This is a genomic window from Acidithiobacillus ferridurans (genome assembly GCF_003966655.1).
Taxonomy (GTDB): Bacteria; Pseudomonadota; Gammaproteobacteria; order Acidithiobacillales; family Acidithiobacillaceae; genus Acidithiobacillus; species Acidithiobacillus ferridurans.
This window is the reverse complement of the sequence record NZ_AP018795.1, coordinates 1,815,287-1,829,311: the sequence shown is the minus strand read 5'-3', so window position 1 is coordinate 1,829,311 and position 14,025 is coordinate 1,815,287. Positions and strand designations below refer to the sequence as shown.

The 14,025-nt window shown below is 61.5% G+C and carries 16 protein-coding genes and 1 tRNA gene; 8 read left to right on the top strand and 9 right to left on the bottom strand.

All coding sequences use genetic code 11. The features are described 5' to 3' along the window. Positions 1-2: 2 nt before the first annotated feature. Both trxA and AFERRID_RS09445 read right to left on the bottom strand, forming a co-directional pair. Positions 3-329 carry a thioredoxin TrxA gene (gene trxA / locus AFERRID_RS09450; RefSeq protein WP_113527100.1) on the bottom strand — a complete coding sequence of 109 codons (327 nt, stop codon included), beginning with the start codon at positions 327-329 and terminating at the stop codon, positions 3-5. A gap of 215 nt (positions 330-544) precedes the next feature. After that, positions 545-637, bottom strand: a tRNA-Ser gene (locus AFERRID_RS09445). Positions 638-735: 98 nt separating this feature from the next. Between AFERRID_RS09445 and AFERRID_RS09440 the strand changes: the two genes are divergently transcribed. From AFERRID_RS09440 to AFERRID_RS09415, 6 genes are all read left to right on the top strand, one after another. Then, positions 736-1,452 carry an ABC transporter ATP-binding protein gene (locus AFERRID_RS09440; RefSeq protein WP_113527101.1) on the top strand — a complete coding sequence of 239 codons (717 nt, stop codon included), beginning with the start codon at positions 736-738 and terminating at the stop codon, positions 1,450-1,452. 62 nt (positions 1,453-1,514) lie between these two features. After that, positions 1,515-3,956: an ABC transporter permease gene (locus AFERRID_RS09435; RefSeq protein ID WP_232027474.1), complete on the top strand. Its 2,442-nt coding sequence runs from the start codon at positions 1,515-1,517 to the stop codon at positions 3,954-3,956. Further along, positions 3,949-5,091: a lipocalin-like domain-containing protein gene (locus tag AFERRID_RS09430; RefSeq protein WP_126605032.1), complete on the top strand. Its 1,143-nt coding sequence runs from the start codon at positions 3,949-3,951 to the stop codon at positions 5,089-5,091. Before AFERRID_RS09435 ends, AFERRID_RS09430 begins: the two co-directional genes overlap by 8 nt. Positions 5,092-5,226: 135 nt before the next feature. Then, positions 5,227-5,982: a HesA/MoeB/ThiF family protein gene (locus AFERRID_RS09425; RefSeq protein ID WP_126605030.1), complete on the top strand. Its 756-nt coding sequence runs from the start codon at positions 5,227-5,229 to the stop codon at positions 5,980-5,982. Further along, entirely contained in the window at positions 5,979-6,329 is a 351-nt protein-coding gene (locus AFERRID_RS09420; protein ID WP_126605028.1) for a hypothetical protein, read from the top strand. Before AFERRID_RS09425 ends, AFERRID_RS09420 begins: the two co-directional genes overlap by 4 nt. Continuing rightward, positions 6,322-7,098, top strand: a complete 777-nt coding sequence (locus AFERRID_RS09415; RefSeq protein WP_113527106.1) for an endonuclease/exonuclease/phosphatase family protein — start codon at positions 6,322-6,324, stop codon at positions 7,096-7,098. Before AFERRID_RS09420 ends, AFERRID_RS09415 begins: the two co-directional genes overlap by 8 nt. On the opposite strand, the gene AFERRID_RS09410 is transcribed toward AFERRID_RS09415, so the two are convergent. Next, the gene (locus tag AFERRID_RS09410; protein ID WP_126605026.1) at positions 7,043-7,546 is read right to left on the bottom strand and encodes an LEA type 2 family protein; all 504 of its coding nucleotides are present in this window, start codon (positions 7,544-7,546) and stop codon (positions 7,043-7,045) included. The genes AFERRID_RS09415 and AFERRID_RS09410 overlap by 56 nt on opposite strands. A 44-nt stretch (positions 7,547-7,590) precedes the next feature. On the opposite strand from AFERRID_RS09410, the gene AFERRID_RS09405 reads away from it, so the two are divergent. Both AFERRID_RS09405 and AFERRID_RS09400 read left to right on the top strand, forming a co-directional pair. Further along, entirely contained in the window at positions 7,591-8,727 is a 1,137-nt protein-coding gene (locus tag AFERRID_RS09405) for an ABC transporter permease (protein ID WP_113527108.1), read from the top strand. After that, positions 8,727-9,578, top strand: coding sequence for an ABC transporter ATP-binding protein (locus AFERRID_RS09400; protein WP_126605024.1), 852 nt, complete (start codon positions 8,727-8,729; stop codon positions 9,576-9,578). The genes AFERRID_RS09405 and AFERRID_RS09400 overlap by 1 nt, the downstream gene beginning before the upstream one ends. Here the strand turns inward: AFERRID_RS09400 and AFERRID_RS09395 are convergent. From AFERRID_RS09395 to AFERRID_RS09370, 6 genes are all read right to left on the bottom strand, one after another. Beyond that, positions 9,511-10,128, bottom strand: coding sequence for a flavin prenyltransferase UbiX (locus AFERRID_RS09395; protein WP_113527110.1), 618 nt, complete (start codon positions 10,126-10,128; stop codon positions 9,511-9,513). The genes AFERRID_RS09400 and AFERRID_RS09395 overlap by 68 nt on opposite strands. Positions 10,129-10,159: 31 nt before the next feature. Next, positions 10,160-11,527 (bottom strand): UDP-N-acetylmuramate:L-alanyl-gamma-D-glutamyl-meso-diaminopimelate ligase, encoded by a 1,368-nt coding sequence (mpl, locus tag AFERRID_RS09390; RefSeq protein WP_126605022.1) that lies wholly within the window; start codon positions 11,525-11,527, stop codon positions 10,160-10,162. Positions 11,528-11,539: 12 nt separating this feature from the next. Next, entirely contained in the window at positions 11,540-12,118 is a 579-nt protein-coding gene (locus tag AFERRID_RS09385; RefSeq protein ID WP_225981948.1) for a hypothetical protein, read from the bottom strand. Then, positions 12,111-12,893 (bottom strand): thiazole synthase, encoded by a 783-nt coding sequence (locus AFERRID_RS09380; RefSeq protein WP_113527113.1) that lies wholly within the window; start codon positions 12,891-12,893, stop codon positions 12,111-12,113. The genes AFERRID_RS09385 and AFERRID_RS09380 overlap by 8 nt, the downstream gene beginning before the upstream one ends. Positions 12,894-12,937: 44 nt before the next feature. After that, on the bottom strand, positions 12,938-13,138 hold the full coding sequence (gene thiS, locus AFERRID_RS09375) for a sulfur carrier protein ThiS (protein ID WP_126605020.1): 201 nt from the start codon (positions 13,136-13,138) through the stop codon (positions 12,938-12,940). Positions 13,139-13,242: 104 nt separating this feature from the next. Beyond that, positions 13,243-13,929 carry a hypothetical protein gene (locus AFERRID_RS09370; protein WP_126605018.1) on the bottom strand — a complete coding sequence of 229 codons (687 nt, stop codon included), beginning with the start codon at positions 13,927-13,929 and terminating at the stop codon, positions 13,243-13,245. Positions 13,930-14,025 lie beyond the last annotated feature (96 nt).

Below are 14,025 nucleotides of genomic sequence, written 5' to 3'. Positions count from 1 at the left end.
ATTCAAAGTTGGCTATCCAGGAATGTGGTCAGTTGGGCTTTGCTCAGGGCACCCACTTTGGTCGCTTCAAGCTTGCCAGCCTTGAAAAGGAGCAGTGTGGGAATACCGCGAATACCGTACTGAGGGGGGGTATTGGGATTTTCGTCGATATTGAATTTGGCAACCTGCAGGCGGTCGGCATATTCATCAGCGACCTCTTCCAGAATGGGGGCAATCATTTTGCAAGGTCCGCACCATTCGGCCCAGAAATCGACCAATACCGGTTTGGGGGACTTCAATACATCCGTTTCAAAGCTGTCATCAGACACATAAAGAATGGCGTCACTCATTGGAGAGAGCTCCTCAGTCAGTTGGGTACAGCGCTTCGGTGGATATTCATGAGATTTTTATCATTCGAGGGATTTAACCCGAGACCACATGCGCCGGATGGCGCCCGCAGATAAGTACTTCTTTCAGTCCATAAGATGATTGAAGGATAGCACGATACAACAGGGATGCAAGAGCGATGGATGGTCACTTTCGTTAGGATTTAAGCCAGTAAGGGTGGCGGAGAGAGAGGGATTCGAACCCTCGATGGAGTGTTTAGCCCCATACTCCCTTAGCAGGGGAGCGCCTTCAGCCGCTCGGCCATCTCTCCGGTAGTGGGATTCTAACCTGTCGCGCGGGCTCAGGTCAAAACCCGATGCACCGCCCTTGTCCTGAAGACCGGTATAGTCGCCGTTGCGGGCTTGGCGTATGGTAAACCATCTGCGTTGGGCAAAACTTGGAAAGGATGGCGTGACGGCACTTCTGGTTCTGAACAATCTGGCAAAACGACTTCCCGGAGACCCGCAGCGCTGGTTATTCCGCAATGCGAGCCTCCACCTAGCACCAGCAGACTTTGTAGCCGTCATGGGGGAAAGCGGCGTTGGCAAAAGCACCCTGCTCCATATTATTGCCGGCCTGGATCGCCCCGATGCGGGACACATGACTTTCAAGGGGCAATCGCTCGACACCCTGGATGACGATGCACGTACGCTCCTGCGGCGGCGGTACATGGGTTTTGTGTTTCAGGCCTTCCATCTGATCCCGCAATTGACCGTAGAGGAAAACATCGCCCTGCCCTGGCGACTGAACGGCCTGCCCCGGCGCGACATGAATCGGCGGGTTAAAACTCTGGTAGAACGGCTCGGCATCGGCAGTCACCTGAATGCCTGGCCACGGGAGCTTTCTGGCGGCGAGATGCAGCGGGTTGCGGTAGCGCGTGCGGTAGTACATCGCCCGTCGCTGATCCTGGCGGACGAACCGACGGGGAGCCTCGATGCCGAATCTGCGGAAACCGTGCTCAGCCTCCTGCGTGAGGTGGGAGAAGCAGAGGCGGCGGCTATTGTGCTGGTGACCCATTCGGCGACTGCGGCAGACTGGGCGCAACGCCGACTGCGTTTCGACGCGCAGGGCTTCCATCCCCTGTGATCACCCGGATTCCATGGCAAGCGGCCGTATGGCGCCCCCTCCGCCAGAGGCCGGGGGCGAGCGTGCTGGCGATCATCGGCATTGCGCTGGGGGTCGCGCTGGGACTGGCCATTGCCCTCATCAACATCCAGGCCGTAAGCGATTTTTCTGCCGGGCTGCGACGTCTGTCGGGGCAGGCCGATCTGACCCTGACGGCGCCGGGACAGGGTTTTTCCGAACAATGGTATGTGCGCCTGAGTATGGCCAGAGATGTAGCCGTGGCTACTCCGGAAATCCGCTTGCAGGCGCAGGTACTGCATCCTGCCCGGAAGGGCATGCTCCCCATTCTCGGCATTGACGCCTTCCAGGCGGCGCGCATGGGACAACCGCTGCTACCTTTCCATCTGCATAGCCCGCTTGCCCTGCTGACCCCCGACCACATTGCCCTGAGCCCGGCGGCACTGACGAATCTCGGCCTGCGGGTAGGGGATACGCTGACGCTCGACGCGGACGGACAGCCACGCACACTGCGAATCATCGGCGAACTGCCGGGTGTGGGCAGCAGCGAAGCATTCGGCGTCATGGATATTGCGGCAGTACAGTGGCTGTGGGGAAGGATCGGCACCCTCAATCAGGTCGACCTGCGTCTGGACCCCGGAATACCCGTCGCGCATTTTCTCGCGCGATGGCAGGGGCATTTGCCGGTCGGCGCTGTGTTACAAAGCCCGGCGCAGCAGGGACACGTGGCTGCGGATGCTTCGCGCGCCTATCGCGTGAACCTGCTGGTACTATCGCTGGTAGCGCTGTTTACCGGAGCTTTTCTCGTCTATTCCACCCTGGCCATGGGGGTAGTGCGGCAACGGCAGCAACTGGCCCTGTTGCGGGTCCTGGGCCTGCGCCGTCGGGAAGTCGTACTGGCCGTATTGTTGCAGGGTGCGACGTTGGGTCTGCCGGGCGCGCTGCTGGGTCTGCCGCTGGGCGTGCTGGCGGCTTGGCTGGCCCTGGCACACATGGGTGGCGACCTCGGAGCAGGATATTTCCGTGCCACGGCTTTGCACTTGCAATGGCATCCGGGACTCCTGCTGATCTTTTTCGTGGCGGGCCTGGGAGCGGCGCTGACCGGCGCCTTATTACCGGCTTGGGAAACCAGCCGGGCGATCCCCGCCCTGGCGTTGCGAGCCGGCTCTGAAGAGCAGGCCCATCAGCAGCACCAGCATCCCTGGGTAGGTCTGCTGCTCTTGGGACTGGCCTTGGCCGGGTCGTTGGCGCCGGCCATCCACGGCATTCCCTATCTAGCTTACGGCGCGGTAGCCTGCCTGCTCTTTGCCCTGCTCTTTTTACTGGCACCGCTCCTGCGCGCACTGACCAGGCTCTTTCCCCTGCCCCATGCACCGGTCTGGCGTCTGGCCCTGGCACAACTGCGGGGCGCACCGGGGCGGGCGGCGCAAAGCCTGGCTGCAGTGGTAGTGGCCTTTAGTCTGGTCGTGGCCATGGCGGTGATGGTAGGTTCATTCCGTGACTCCGTCGCCAACTGGTTGACCGACATTTTACGCGCGGATCTCTATGTGCAGGCCGGGATGAATAGAGACTCACTCCTCCCCCATGGCGCGGCGCACCAGCTTTGCGCACTGCCCGACGTCCGCGCCTGCTCGCCTCTGCGGCGGGTCACTCTGAATTTGTTGCCGGGGCACCCGCCGGTGACGCTTCTCGCGCGGGGCATGAACATCAGCGATCCGGAGCGGGAATTGCAGATGCTCCATGCGATCAAGGTCGGGCCACAACAGCCACCGCCGGTGTGGATTTCGGAGATTCTGGCAGGTATCAGTGGCTGGCGGACAGGACAGGTGATCCATCTGCCGCTGGGTGGGCAGGAGCGGACGGTGATCATCGCCGGCATCTATCGGGATTACGCCTATCAGGAGGGTTCAGTGTCTATACCCATTCAGCAATACCGTACATGGTCCGGAGACGATGCGGTCAATGGCGTCGCCCTTTGGCTGCGTCCCGGCACTGCGATACCGGCTGCCATCCGCAAGTTGCGGCAGACATTGCCCGATGGTGGTCAATTACTGATCGCGACTCCCAAAGAAATTCGCAGCAAGAGCCTACAGATATTCAACCAGAGCTTTATCGCCACCTATGCACTGGAGGCTGTCGCCATGGTGATTGGGCTACTGGGGGTGAGCAGCGGCTTCGGGGCGCAGACGCTCATGCGCCGCAGCGAATTTGCCATGCTCCGGCATCTGGGTCTGCGGCGGCGGGACCTGCTCACCTTGCTTTTTGCCGAGGGCAGCGTCCTTTCGCTACTCGGAATATTCATCGGCGGCGCACTGGGGATGGCCATCAGCATCATCCTGATCGAGGTAGTCAATCCCCAGTCTTTCCATTGGCACATGGGCTTTCATCCATCCTGGCGCCTATTACTGACCCTGAGCGCTATCCTCTGGCTGGCGAGCACGGCCACCATGGTGCTGGCTGGACGGCGGGCGGTCCGGCATACCTCCGCAGTGCTGCGCGATGATTAGTCATTTCTGGTCTGGATTACCGCGTAAAGGGATATATTCTGGTCTTCTGGTACTGTGCTGCGGGCTCTGTGGACCAGTGCAGGCCGAATCCGGTCTGCCGGGGACACCCCTGCCTTTACAGCCCACCCCGGATGTGAAGGTCACCCCGCAGTACCCCATGCAATTCCCCAACGCCCTGGGCAGTCACCCGAATTTCCCCATTGAATGGTGGTATGTAACGGGCTGGCTGCATAACGCATCGGGAAAACAGCTGGGATTTCAGATCACCTTTTTCCGGGTCCGGCCCGCTGAAGTCTGGGCGAACCCCAGCGCCTTCAATCCCGGTGAACTGCTTTTTGCCGAAGCGGCGCTGAGCGATCCGCGCATCGGGCATCTGCTCACCGCGCAACGGACGGCGCGCGCGGGTCTCGGGTTGGCAGGGGCGGATCGAGACCATACCGATGTCTGGATTCGCCATTGGTATCTGCGCCAGCAGGGGCAGGCTTACGAAACACATATCAACGGCAGAAAAATCCGTTATCGACTGCGATTCACGCCAACCCAACCCGTGCTGCTCGAAGGTCTCCAGGGCATCAGCCGGAAGGGTCCAGACCCGAAGAATGCCAGCTACTACTACAGTCTTCCACATCTGAAGGTCAGCGGGACGGTGGACATTAAAGGACGGCGTGAGCCCGTCAGCGGGGAGGCGTGGCTGGATCACGAATGGTCGGCGGCGTACCTGCCCAAACAGGCTGTCGGTTGGGATTGGCTGGGGGTCAATCTGAAGAATGGCGGTGCCCTCATGGTCTTCATGATGCGCCGCGCCGACGGTGCGCCCTTCTGGCTGGCAGGTACAGAGCGCAATGCGCAGGGCCAGGTACACTACATTCCGGCCAAAGACATCCGCATGCAGCCCTCCGATTGGTGGCGGTCGCCGCAAACCGGTATACGCTACCCCGTGCGCTGGCAGATGCAGGTGGGAAACCTGCATTTCGCTATCGTCCCGCTCATGGACAATCAGGAATTCGACGCCAGCCGCAGCAGCGGCACCGTCTACTGGGAAGGGGCCGTGCGCGCCGTGACCGGCCGACAGACCGTAGGGAGGGGATATCTGGAACTCACCGGCTATGGCGGCCGTCTGGCGCTGGGTCAATGAGGCCATCGGCGAAGCATTGCGTAACTGGAGCAAATTCTTCCGCGTTGCTACACTGAATGCATGCTCAATGAAAGCGCCCTGCCGCCGCAACAACCGTTTCCGGAGCGCCACACTGGATGCGCATCATCCCGAACCATGACTGATACCCTCGACGACGCTGCACTGCTGCGTTATGCGCGCCAGATTCTTTTGCCGGAAATCGACATTGCCGGACAACAGGCGCTGGCGGCCAGCCGGGTGCTGATCATCGGCATGGGCGGCCTGGGCTGCCCGGCCGCCCAGTATCTCGCGGCCGCGGGCGTCGGCAACCTGACCCTCTGCGATGGAGATCAGGTCGATCTCAGCAATCTGCAACGCCAGATTCTCTATGGCGAGGCCGACCTGGGACGCCTCAAAGCGTTGGCCGCACGCGATCGACTGCGCGCCATGAACCAGCAGATTCGGGTCAGCGCCTGGGTGGAATCAGCGCAACCCGAGTCTCTTGCCGCGGCACTGGACACCCACGATGTGGTACTGGATTGCACCGACAACTTCGGCAGCAGGCACGCCATCAACCGCGCCTGCCGTAATGCTGGTAAACCTTTGGTCAGTGCCGCGGCCATCCGTTGGGAAGGGCAACTCGCCGTCTTTGATTTTCGTGTATCGGAAAGCGCCTGCTATGCCTGTCTCTACCCGGACGGCGTAGAGGATACCGAAGATACCTGCTCACGCAGCGGCGTCCTTGGCCCACTCCTCGGGGTACTTGGCAGCATGCAGGCGGCAGAAGCCATCCGCCTGCTATGCACCGGCCATTCCCCGCTGGCCGGACAACTCCTGCTGGTGGATGCGCAAAGCTGGCAGTGGCGGCAGATCGCCCTGCGCCGCGACCCGGCCTGCGGCGTCTGCGCATGAGGCGCCTGAAACTGCCACGCACCCTGGCCAACGCCTTGCTCGCCGACCTGCAATCCGGTGTTGGCGAAGGACTTATCGGCGCTACCGCCGACATGCCCGTCTCCGTCTATCCCTGCCCACCGGCGGACTTTGCCGCAGCGTCCGCGTTGATCCAGTCCCGTGGCGAAACATCTTTCGCACATTACGCCCATGCCGCCGCGCCGATCGCGGATATCGTCCCCATCGACACGCCCTATCAGATATTACTCGCAGCGGATACCAAAGGGGTGATCCTCCTGCGCGCCTTCACCCGCACGGGGGATGGCGCCCCCTGGCAGGAACTCGATATCGAACTCGACCATGACTGAGACCTCAGAGTTTTCTGTGACGTCCTTCAACATCCAGGTGGGTATCGGCTCCCACCGCGCCCGGCACATGTTTCTGCACGGCTGGAAGTACGTGATGCCGCATGGCCAGAGTCTGCGCAACCTGGAGCGGATCGCCGCGGTTCTGGAGGGAACCGACATCGCCGGACTCAACGAGGTCGATGCCGGCTCTTTTCGCAGCCAGTATGTCAATCAGGCGGGTTTTCTCGCTGACCGAGCCCATTTCCCTTACTGGGCGCAACAACGTACCCGCGACTTTGGCGACTTTGCCCAGCATAGCAACGGCATTCTCTCCCGCTGGCCGATCGAAGAGACCATCGCGCATTCCCTGCCCAGCTTCATGAAAGGGCGCGGCATGCTGGAAAACCGGATCAACGCCGGTGGAAGATCCCTGACAGTGATCATCACCCACCTCGGCCTCAGCCGTCATGCGCGCCTCGGTCAGATACGCGATCTCGCCCAACGCCTGCGCGGACGCCCAAATCTCATTCTCATGGGCGACCTGAACTGCACGGCGCGTTCCCCGGAAATGCGCATACTCCTCAATGAAAGTGGCCTGCAGGCGCCGCCCTGGAGCCCACCTACCTTTCCCAGCTGGTCACCGCGCTTTTCCTTCGATCACATCCTCTGTAGCCCTGACCTGGAATTCACGATGATTGAAACCGTCACCGAACCGCTCTCCGATCACCTCCCCCTCAAGGCAAAACTGCGCTGGGGCTCGGCGACAGCGGCAGATGCAAAGCACCAGTGACGGTAAAAGGTACCCGCATATCGAACATGCCGGTCACCAGATAACCTTTGACGGTATAGGGGAGTCCCGCCCCGGCGCTGACACTGCCGAGATCCCCCAGCAATGGCAGAAAATTGCCTGTGACCGGGATACTCACCGTGGCGCTACCATAGGCGGGTACAACGATCGGCTTGTCCAGCAATCCGTAAGCCACCTGCCGATCCTGCACATACAGACGCGCCTCTCCCGCCTTGGCACGGAGCGCACTGTCATTGGGGTTGCTGACCTTGAGCGACAGCATAAAAGTCTGCGCGACCAGACCTACCGTTTCGGGCTGAATACTCAGCAACTGCACCTCCGGCTGGTAGGCAGGGAAGGCACCGCAGGCGCTGAGCGGCAGCGCGACCAGCAGTGCGGCCCAGCAGCGAAACCGTTGGGTGATGCGGGAACTTCGTGCGACAATGGCCATCCGAGCACTCCTGCAAACGTCAGTCGTCGAGTATAACCCAGGGAATGACCGAGAAAAGCCCAGACCCACACACCGCTAAAATCAGCGCGCACCAACCGCGATGGGAGTGCGATGATCGAACGCTGCGCCTCAGCGGGCGCTGGACATTGCGGCGCCTCGGCGGGAGATTCGCGGCACAGGAAGCGGCGCTGCGGAACATCGCCCCGGAAATATGCTGGGATCTCTCGGCGGTCGAGGTCCTCGACAGCGCCGGGGCCCTCCTGCTTTGGCAGGCATGGGGCAATCATCTGCCCAAAAACATCCGGATGGCCGACCAGCATCACAACATCTTCGCCCGTCTGGCGGACATCCAGCCCATCACGGCACGGCCCCGGCATCCCTGGCATTTTCTCGACCAGCTCGGCGCCTTCCTGATCGAAACCGGACGCGACCTCTGGGGACTTTTTCTGCTCATGGGCGCTCTGCTGCTGGAGTTCGGGCGTGGCCTGCGCCACCCCCGAAGTTTTCCCTGGCGCGAAATCTCCGCCACCATCGTCAATACCGGGCCGAACTCATTGCCCATCCTCACCCTGATCGGCTTCCTCATCGGCGTGGTGATTTCCTTTCAGTCGGCCTCGACGCTTGCCCAATATGGCGCTAACATTTACATCATCAATATTGCCGGCCTGAGCATACTGCGTGAGTTTGGCCCGCTGATCACCGCGATCATTCTCTCGGGGCGTTCCGGCTCGGCGTTCACCGCGCAAATCGGCGGCATGTGCGTAACCGAAGAACTGGACGCCCTGCGCACTTTCGGTATTCCCCCGATCCGCCGTCTGATTCTGCCCAAGGTCATTGGTCTGGCGCTGGTAATGCCACTACTCGTTCTCTGGACCGACATGGTCGGCCTGTATGGAGCCATGCTCGTGGCCAAAGTGGATCTCGGCATCAGCAACCGTTTCTTTATCGAACAAATGCCCGCCGTAGTTCCCAGCTTCAATTTGTGGCTGGGCGTTGTCAAAGGAGCCCTCTTCGGCGTCCTCATTGCATGGATCGCGGGCTTTCATGGCCTCAAGGTGAAGCCCAATACCACCAGCCTGAGCCGGGAAACCACCAACTCCGTAGTCATGTCCATCACCGTGGTGATCCTTATCGATGCCATTCTTGCCCTGGTTTTTGCCAATACGGGAATCGCCAACTGATGGGCCGCCCCGACGCCATCGTCCTGACCGATATCGCCACCCGGTTCGGAACTCACTGGATTCAGCGGCACCTCGATCTGACCGTTCGCTGCGGAGAGATACTCGCCATCGTCGGCGGCAGTGGCACCGGTAAGACCACGCTGCTGCGCGCCATGATGGGCCTCGTCCCCATCGCTGAAGGACGGATGACCATCCTTGGCGAAAATCCGCAAGCGCTCAATCTGCGCGAACTAATTGCCCTGCGCCAGCGCTGGGGAGTGCTCTTTCAACAGGGAGCCCTGTTCAGCGCCCTGACGGTTTATGAAAATATCGCCTTTCCGCTACTGGAGTGGGGATATCTCAGCCGTTCCGAAATCAGCGATCTGGTGGCTCTGAAGTTGCAAATGGTAGGCCTGAAGCCCAGCGACGCCTGGAAACTGCCGGCGGAGTTGTCGGGAGGAATGGTCAAACGGGTTGCCCTCGCCCGCGCCCTGGCCATGGAAGCGGAGATTCTCTTTCTCGACGAACCCACTTCCGGACTCGACCCTATCGCGGCCGCGGAATTTGACGCCCTGCTCCGGCAGATCCACGGCGATATCGGCTTTACCGTGGTCATGGTCAGTCACGACCTGGACAGCCTCGCCGCCATCGCTGATCGTGTCGCCGTGCTGGCCGACGGCAAGGTGCTGACGGTCGGTTCACTGATAGAGGTTCAACAGGTGCATTCCCCCTACATCCGTGCGTTCTTCCATGGGGAACGTGGCGAACGCCTGCTGACCAGCCTCCGCGCCGCAGAAAAACGCCCTACTCTCCCCAGCGCCGCACAATCCGGTTCGGCAACCCCAGTTGGTCCAGAATCCGCGCCACGATGAAATCCACCAAATCTTCGATTTTTTGGGGGTGGTGGTAAAAACCGGGGCTCGCCGGCAGAATGCATACCCCCATCTGTGCCAGCTTCAGCATATTTTCCAGATGGATCGTCGAGACGGGGCTTTCGCGGGGCACCAGAATGAGTTTCAGGCCTTCTTTCAGCATCACATCGGCGGCGCGCTCGATCAGATTCTCGGACAGCCCGTGGGCAATGGCGGCCAGTGTCCCCCCGGAACAGGGACAGACCACCATGGCCTGAGCCGCATTGGAGCCGGAGGCCACGGGAGACAGCCAGTCATCCTGGGCATAAACCGATAACAGGTCCGGGTCGGCGCCGAACCGTTCATTGAGGAAACGGGTCACCGCCTCAGCCGTATCCGGGAGATCCAGACTCAACTCCTCACGGCAAACCACCCGCGCCGCGTCCGATATCAGCAGATAGACCCGCACCCCGGCGGTCAGGAGCACCTCCACCAGCCGCAATCCATAAGCGGCACCGGAAGCGCCGCTTATCGCCACACAAACCCGATCCTGCCGTCGCCGATCTTCCATTAGCGCTCCTTGACCCGGATGGAACCCGGGATTACGACCCTGCCGGTACATCCCGGCGGGCGAGACGTTCGAGCAGGCGTCCGTGAATCCCGCCGAAGGCACCGTTGCTCATGATGAGTATGTGATCCCCCGGGCGCAATTCTGCGTCCAGCGCCCGCAAGAGCGCGTCCATATCGACATAAACTTGCGCGGCGGAATCCAGGGCTGCCGCCACATCCCAACCCAGATCTGCCGGAGCATAGACAAACGCTCGATCCGCGCCTTGCAAACTTGGTCCCAGCGTCTGCCGGTGCACCCCCATCTTCATGGTATTGGAGCGTGGTTCCAGCACGGCAATCAGACGCCCCGTCCCCGCCATCCGCCCGCGCAGGGCCGTGATGGTGGCAGCGATGGCCGTGGGGTGGTGGGCAAAGTCGTCATACACCGCCACGCCACCAGCCCGTCCACACAGCTCCAGGCGCCGCCGCACCCCCTGAAAGTTGCGCAATGCCACACATCCGACCGCTAGCGGTACCCCGGCATGCCGCGCCGCCAGCAAGGCCGCTAATGCATTATCGGCGTTGAAGGACCCGGCCATCTCCCAACTGACTTGCCCGCGCTCGACGTCCTGCTCCAGCACGGTAAAACGGCTGCCATCCACAGCGTCCAGCCGCACCTGCCACTCACCCGTACCGGCAAAGCGTTGCAGTGGCGTCCAACAACCGCGCTCCAGCACCCGTTTCAGCGCTGGTACTCCATCATTCACGATAACCGCGCCCGCGCCGGGTACGGTGCGCAGCAGGTGGTGAAACTCGGTGATGATCGCCTCTACATCCGGAAATATATCGGCATGGTCGTATTCCAGATTGTTGAGTATCAGCGTCCGCGGGTGATAGTGCACGAACTTGGAACGTTTATCGAAAAAGGCGGTGTCATACTCATCCGCCTCGATCACAAAAAAAGGGCTATCCGTCAGCCGCGCCGACACACCGAAATTGCGCGCCTCCCCACCGATGAGAAACCCCGGATCGAGTCCTGCCTCCTGCAATATCCAGGTCAGGATGGAGGTCGTCGTGGTCTTGCCGTGGGTACCCGCCACGGCCAGTACCCAGCGGCTTTGCAGTATCTCCCGGGACAGCCAGGCGGGACCGGAATCATAGGGTATCTGCCGGTCCAGAACGGCCTCCACACAGAGGTTGCCTCGCGACAGGGCGTTGCCGATGAGCACCAGGTCGGGGACAGGATCCAGTTGAGCGGGATCATAGCCTTCATGGACCATAACCCCTTCACGGGCCAGCAGATCACTCATGGGGGGATAGGTGTGTGCATCCGAACCCGTTACTTGGTGCCCCGCCGCCCGCGCCAGCAACGCGATACCTCCCATGAAAGTCCCGCAGACGCCGAGGACGTGGATATGCATGGTAGGGCGGGCCTAGTGCATGGTACTGCGCGCCGGTGCGCCGAGGCGTTGATCCAGCGCCTGATTGGCGAGTTCATAGAGCGCGTTGAATTTTTCCAGAAGCTCCTGATAACGGGCCATCATCTCCGCCTCTTCCACCAGCACCGGATGATCGTCCAGGGAGCGCGCCAGCATATCCCGGGCCATACCCAGACGTTCCACCACCTCAAAATAGGCCCAGCCGTCCGGTGGCTGGGCGCTGGCCGCCGCGATCTCCTGCTGGTAATACCAGACCAGAGCCGCCCGCGTCACCGCCTGCGCCGCCGTCATCTCCTCCGCCTCGGTCAACTGCCATTCGTGGCTGACCGGCTCCTGCCAATCCAGATAGCTGTGCCAGCGCTGGCCGTTCTCATCCGCCACGAATTCGAAGCGTACGCCCACCCCCTGATCGCCCAGCCGGGCAATCAGCCGCTCCGCCTCGTCCCAGTCTTCCGCATAGTCTGGCACTGCGCCACCGGGCACTGCGCCCATGACCAGGCGCTCCACTGCCTCGACAAATTCCTCGTCAAGGGGGGCGGTACGCGCGTATTCCAAGGCATCATTGCTACTCAAAAAAGAGGCCATCCACAGGGCTGCTGGCGCTGGCATACAGCTTGCGTGGCATGCGCCCCGCCAAAAAGGCCTTACGCCCGGCCTCCACTCCCTGCCGCATCGCCTCGGCCATGAGAATGGGGTCTTTGGCTGCGGCAATGGCGGTGTTCAATAAAACGCCATCACAACCCAGCTCCAGCGCCACCGCCACGTCAGACGCCGTGCCCACGCCCGCATCCACCAGAATCGGTACTGTCGCCTGCTCCAGAATGATGCGCAGATTGTAAGGATTACGAATGCCCAGACCGGAACCGATGGGTGCCGCCAGCGGCATCACCGCCACACAGCCCATCTCCGCAAAGGTCTTGCAGGCCACCGGATCATCCACACTGTAGACCATCACCTCGAAGCCCTCGGCGATGAGGATTTTGGCCGCATCGTAGGTCTGTCGCATATCCGGGTATAGAGTCTGAGGGTCACCGATGACTTCCAGCTTGACCAGTTTCCAGTCACCCAGCTCCCGAGCCAAACGGCAGGTGCGCACCGCATCCTCCGCCGTGTAGCATCCTGCCGTGTTCGGCAGGATGGTAAAGCGGTCCGCCGGGAGAAACTCCAACAGATTAGGTGCGTCTTTACTCTGCCCCAGATTCATCCGGCGCAGTGCCACGGTGACGATCTCCGCGCCAGCCGCGTCGATGGCCGCCCTGGTCTCGGCAAAATCCTTATATTTTCCCGTACCCACCAGCAGACGGGACTGGTACTCCCGCCCTGCAATCACCAAAGGATCCTTACGCATTGTGTTTGTCTTTCGCCTCAAAAAAGGGATTTAGTGCGGAGTACTCAGCCGCCGCCTACCGCCTGGATGATCTCCAGGCGGTCACCGGCCGCCAGCGTCGCCGTGGCGTGGGTACTGCGCGGTACGATTTCACCATTGCATTCAACGGCCACACGGCGCTCCGCCCAGCCCAGCTCGGCCAGCAGCGCCCGCACCGTCATCTGCTCAGGCACCTCGCGGGCCACACCATTCACCAGAATCTGCATGATAGCGATGCTAGAACCTCACCGGAAGAGCGTCAAGCGAATGCGCCCGCCCAGGTGGCGCAGATATTCCGAACGATCGCGGCAATGACAAAATAACCCCGTGTTCAGGGCGTAGGTATAGTCACCGCCGCCCCCGGTAGCCCTACAGAGGCCTTCCATTGCTGCATCTTGCCGATGAGTGGCGATTCGGCGCATTGCTGTGAAGTAATCGAACCGCAGGCACTGGCCCACTCCCCGGTTACCCCGAAAAACTTTGCTGCGGATTGCATTTGCTGGGACTGAGCGCCTGTGGCCCGGGTGCTGAGTGCCTGATAATGTGCCGCGCGCTTCTCCGCCCAAGCGGAGACGTCCTGCCAGCACGACGTCCGCGCGACGGACGACATCGCCGCACACCGGGCACTGTCCTGACGTGCTTTGGTCATATCCCCCTGCCACGCAGCGGAAAAGGATGTGCCGGCGCCGCTCAGGGTCTGCGCCGCGGAGGGCGCTGCCGGAATAGCCGGTGCGGCGGGAAGGGCTGGCGCTGTGGTGGTCAAGGGCAGCGCTGCGGACGAATAACGAACCGGGGGTGGTGTTACGGAAGGCGCGGCCGGGCGGGGAACAACGGCCGGCGCACTGCGCACCGGTGCCGATGTGACGCGGGCAGGCGGCAATGGAGCTGCGGCAAGGGCCGGATAGTTACCCACCATGCCTTGCGACTGCGGCGCCATCCCGTTTGTCGTAGTCGTCGCACACCCCGCCAGTACCAGCATGCCACCCATGGCGAGCACGGACCATTGCATCCAACCCATAAAGCACCTCTTCGTCAAATCATAAAGTAGCGTTCGAGTCTAACATCAGGACATGCCTGCTCAAGAGCCTAATCATGGCATGCCCCCGGAAACCCG

Excerpts from the sequence above, each read along its gene's own strand:
- trxA (WP_113527100.1), bottom strand. The coding sequence starts at position 329 with ATGAGTGACGCCATTCTTTATGTGTCTGATGACAGCTTTGAAACGGAT.
- AFERRID_RS09440 (WP_113527101.1), top strand. The coding sequence starts at position 736 with ATGGTAAACCATCTGCGTTGGGCAAAACTTGGAAAGGATGGCGTGACG.
- AFERRID_RS09430 (WP_126605032.1), top strand. The coding sequence starts at position 3,949 with ATGATTAGTCATTTCTGGTCTGGATTACCGCGTAAAGGGATATATTCT.
- AFERRID_RS09425 (WP_126605030.1), top strand. The coding sequence starts at position 5,227 with ATGACTGATACCCTCGACGACGCTGCACTGCTGCGTTATGCGCGCCAG.
- AFERRID_RS09420 (WP_126605028.1), top strand. The coding sequence starts at position 5,979 with ATGAGGCGCCTGAAACTGCCACGCACCCTGGCCAACGCCTTGCTCGCC.
- AFERRID_RS09415 (WP_113527106.1), top strand. The coding sequence starts at position 6,322 with ATGACTGAGACCTCAGAGTTTTCTGTGACGTCCTTCAACATCCAGGTG.
- AFERRID_RS09410 (WP_126605026.1), bottom strand. The coding sequence starts at position 7,546 with ATGGCCATTGTCGCACGAAGTTCCCGCATCACCCAACGGTTTCGCTGC.
- AFERRID_RS09405 (WP_113527108.1), top strand. The coding sequence starts at position 7,591 with ATGACCGAGAAAAGCCCAGACCCACACACCGCTAAAATCAGCGCGCAC.
- AFERRID_RS09400 (WP_126605024.1), top strand. The coding sequence starts at position 8,727 with ATGGGCCGCCCCGACGCCATCGTCCTGACCGATATCGCCACCCGGTTC.
- AFERRID_RS09395 (WP_113527110.1), bottom strand. The coding sequence starts at position 10,128 with ATGGAAGATCGGCGACGGCAGGATCGGGTTTGTGTGGCGATAAGCGGC.
- mpl (WP_126605022.1), bottom strand. The coding sequence starts at position 11,527 with ATGCATATCCACGTCCTCGGCGTCTGCGGGACTTTCATGGGAGGTATC.
- AFERRID_RS09380 (WP_113527113.1), bottom strand. The coding sequence starts at position 12,893 with ATGCGTAAGGATCCTTTGGTGATTGCAGGGCGGGAGTACCAGTCCCGT.
- thiS (WP_126605020.1), bottom strand. The coding sequence starts at position 13,138 with ATGCAGATTCTGGTGAATGGTGTGGCCCGCGAGGTGCCTGAGCAGATG.
- AFERRID_RS09370 (WP_126605018.1), bottom strand. The coding sequence starts at position 13,929 with ATGGGTTGGATGCAATGGTCCGTGCTCGCCATGGGTGGCATGCTGGTA.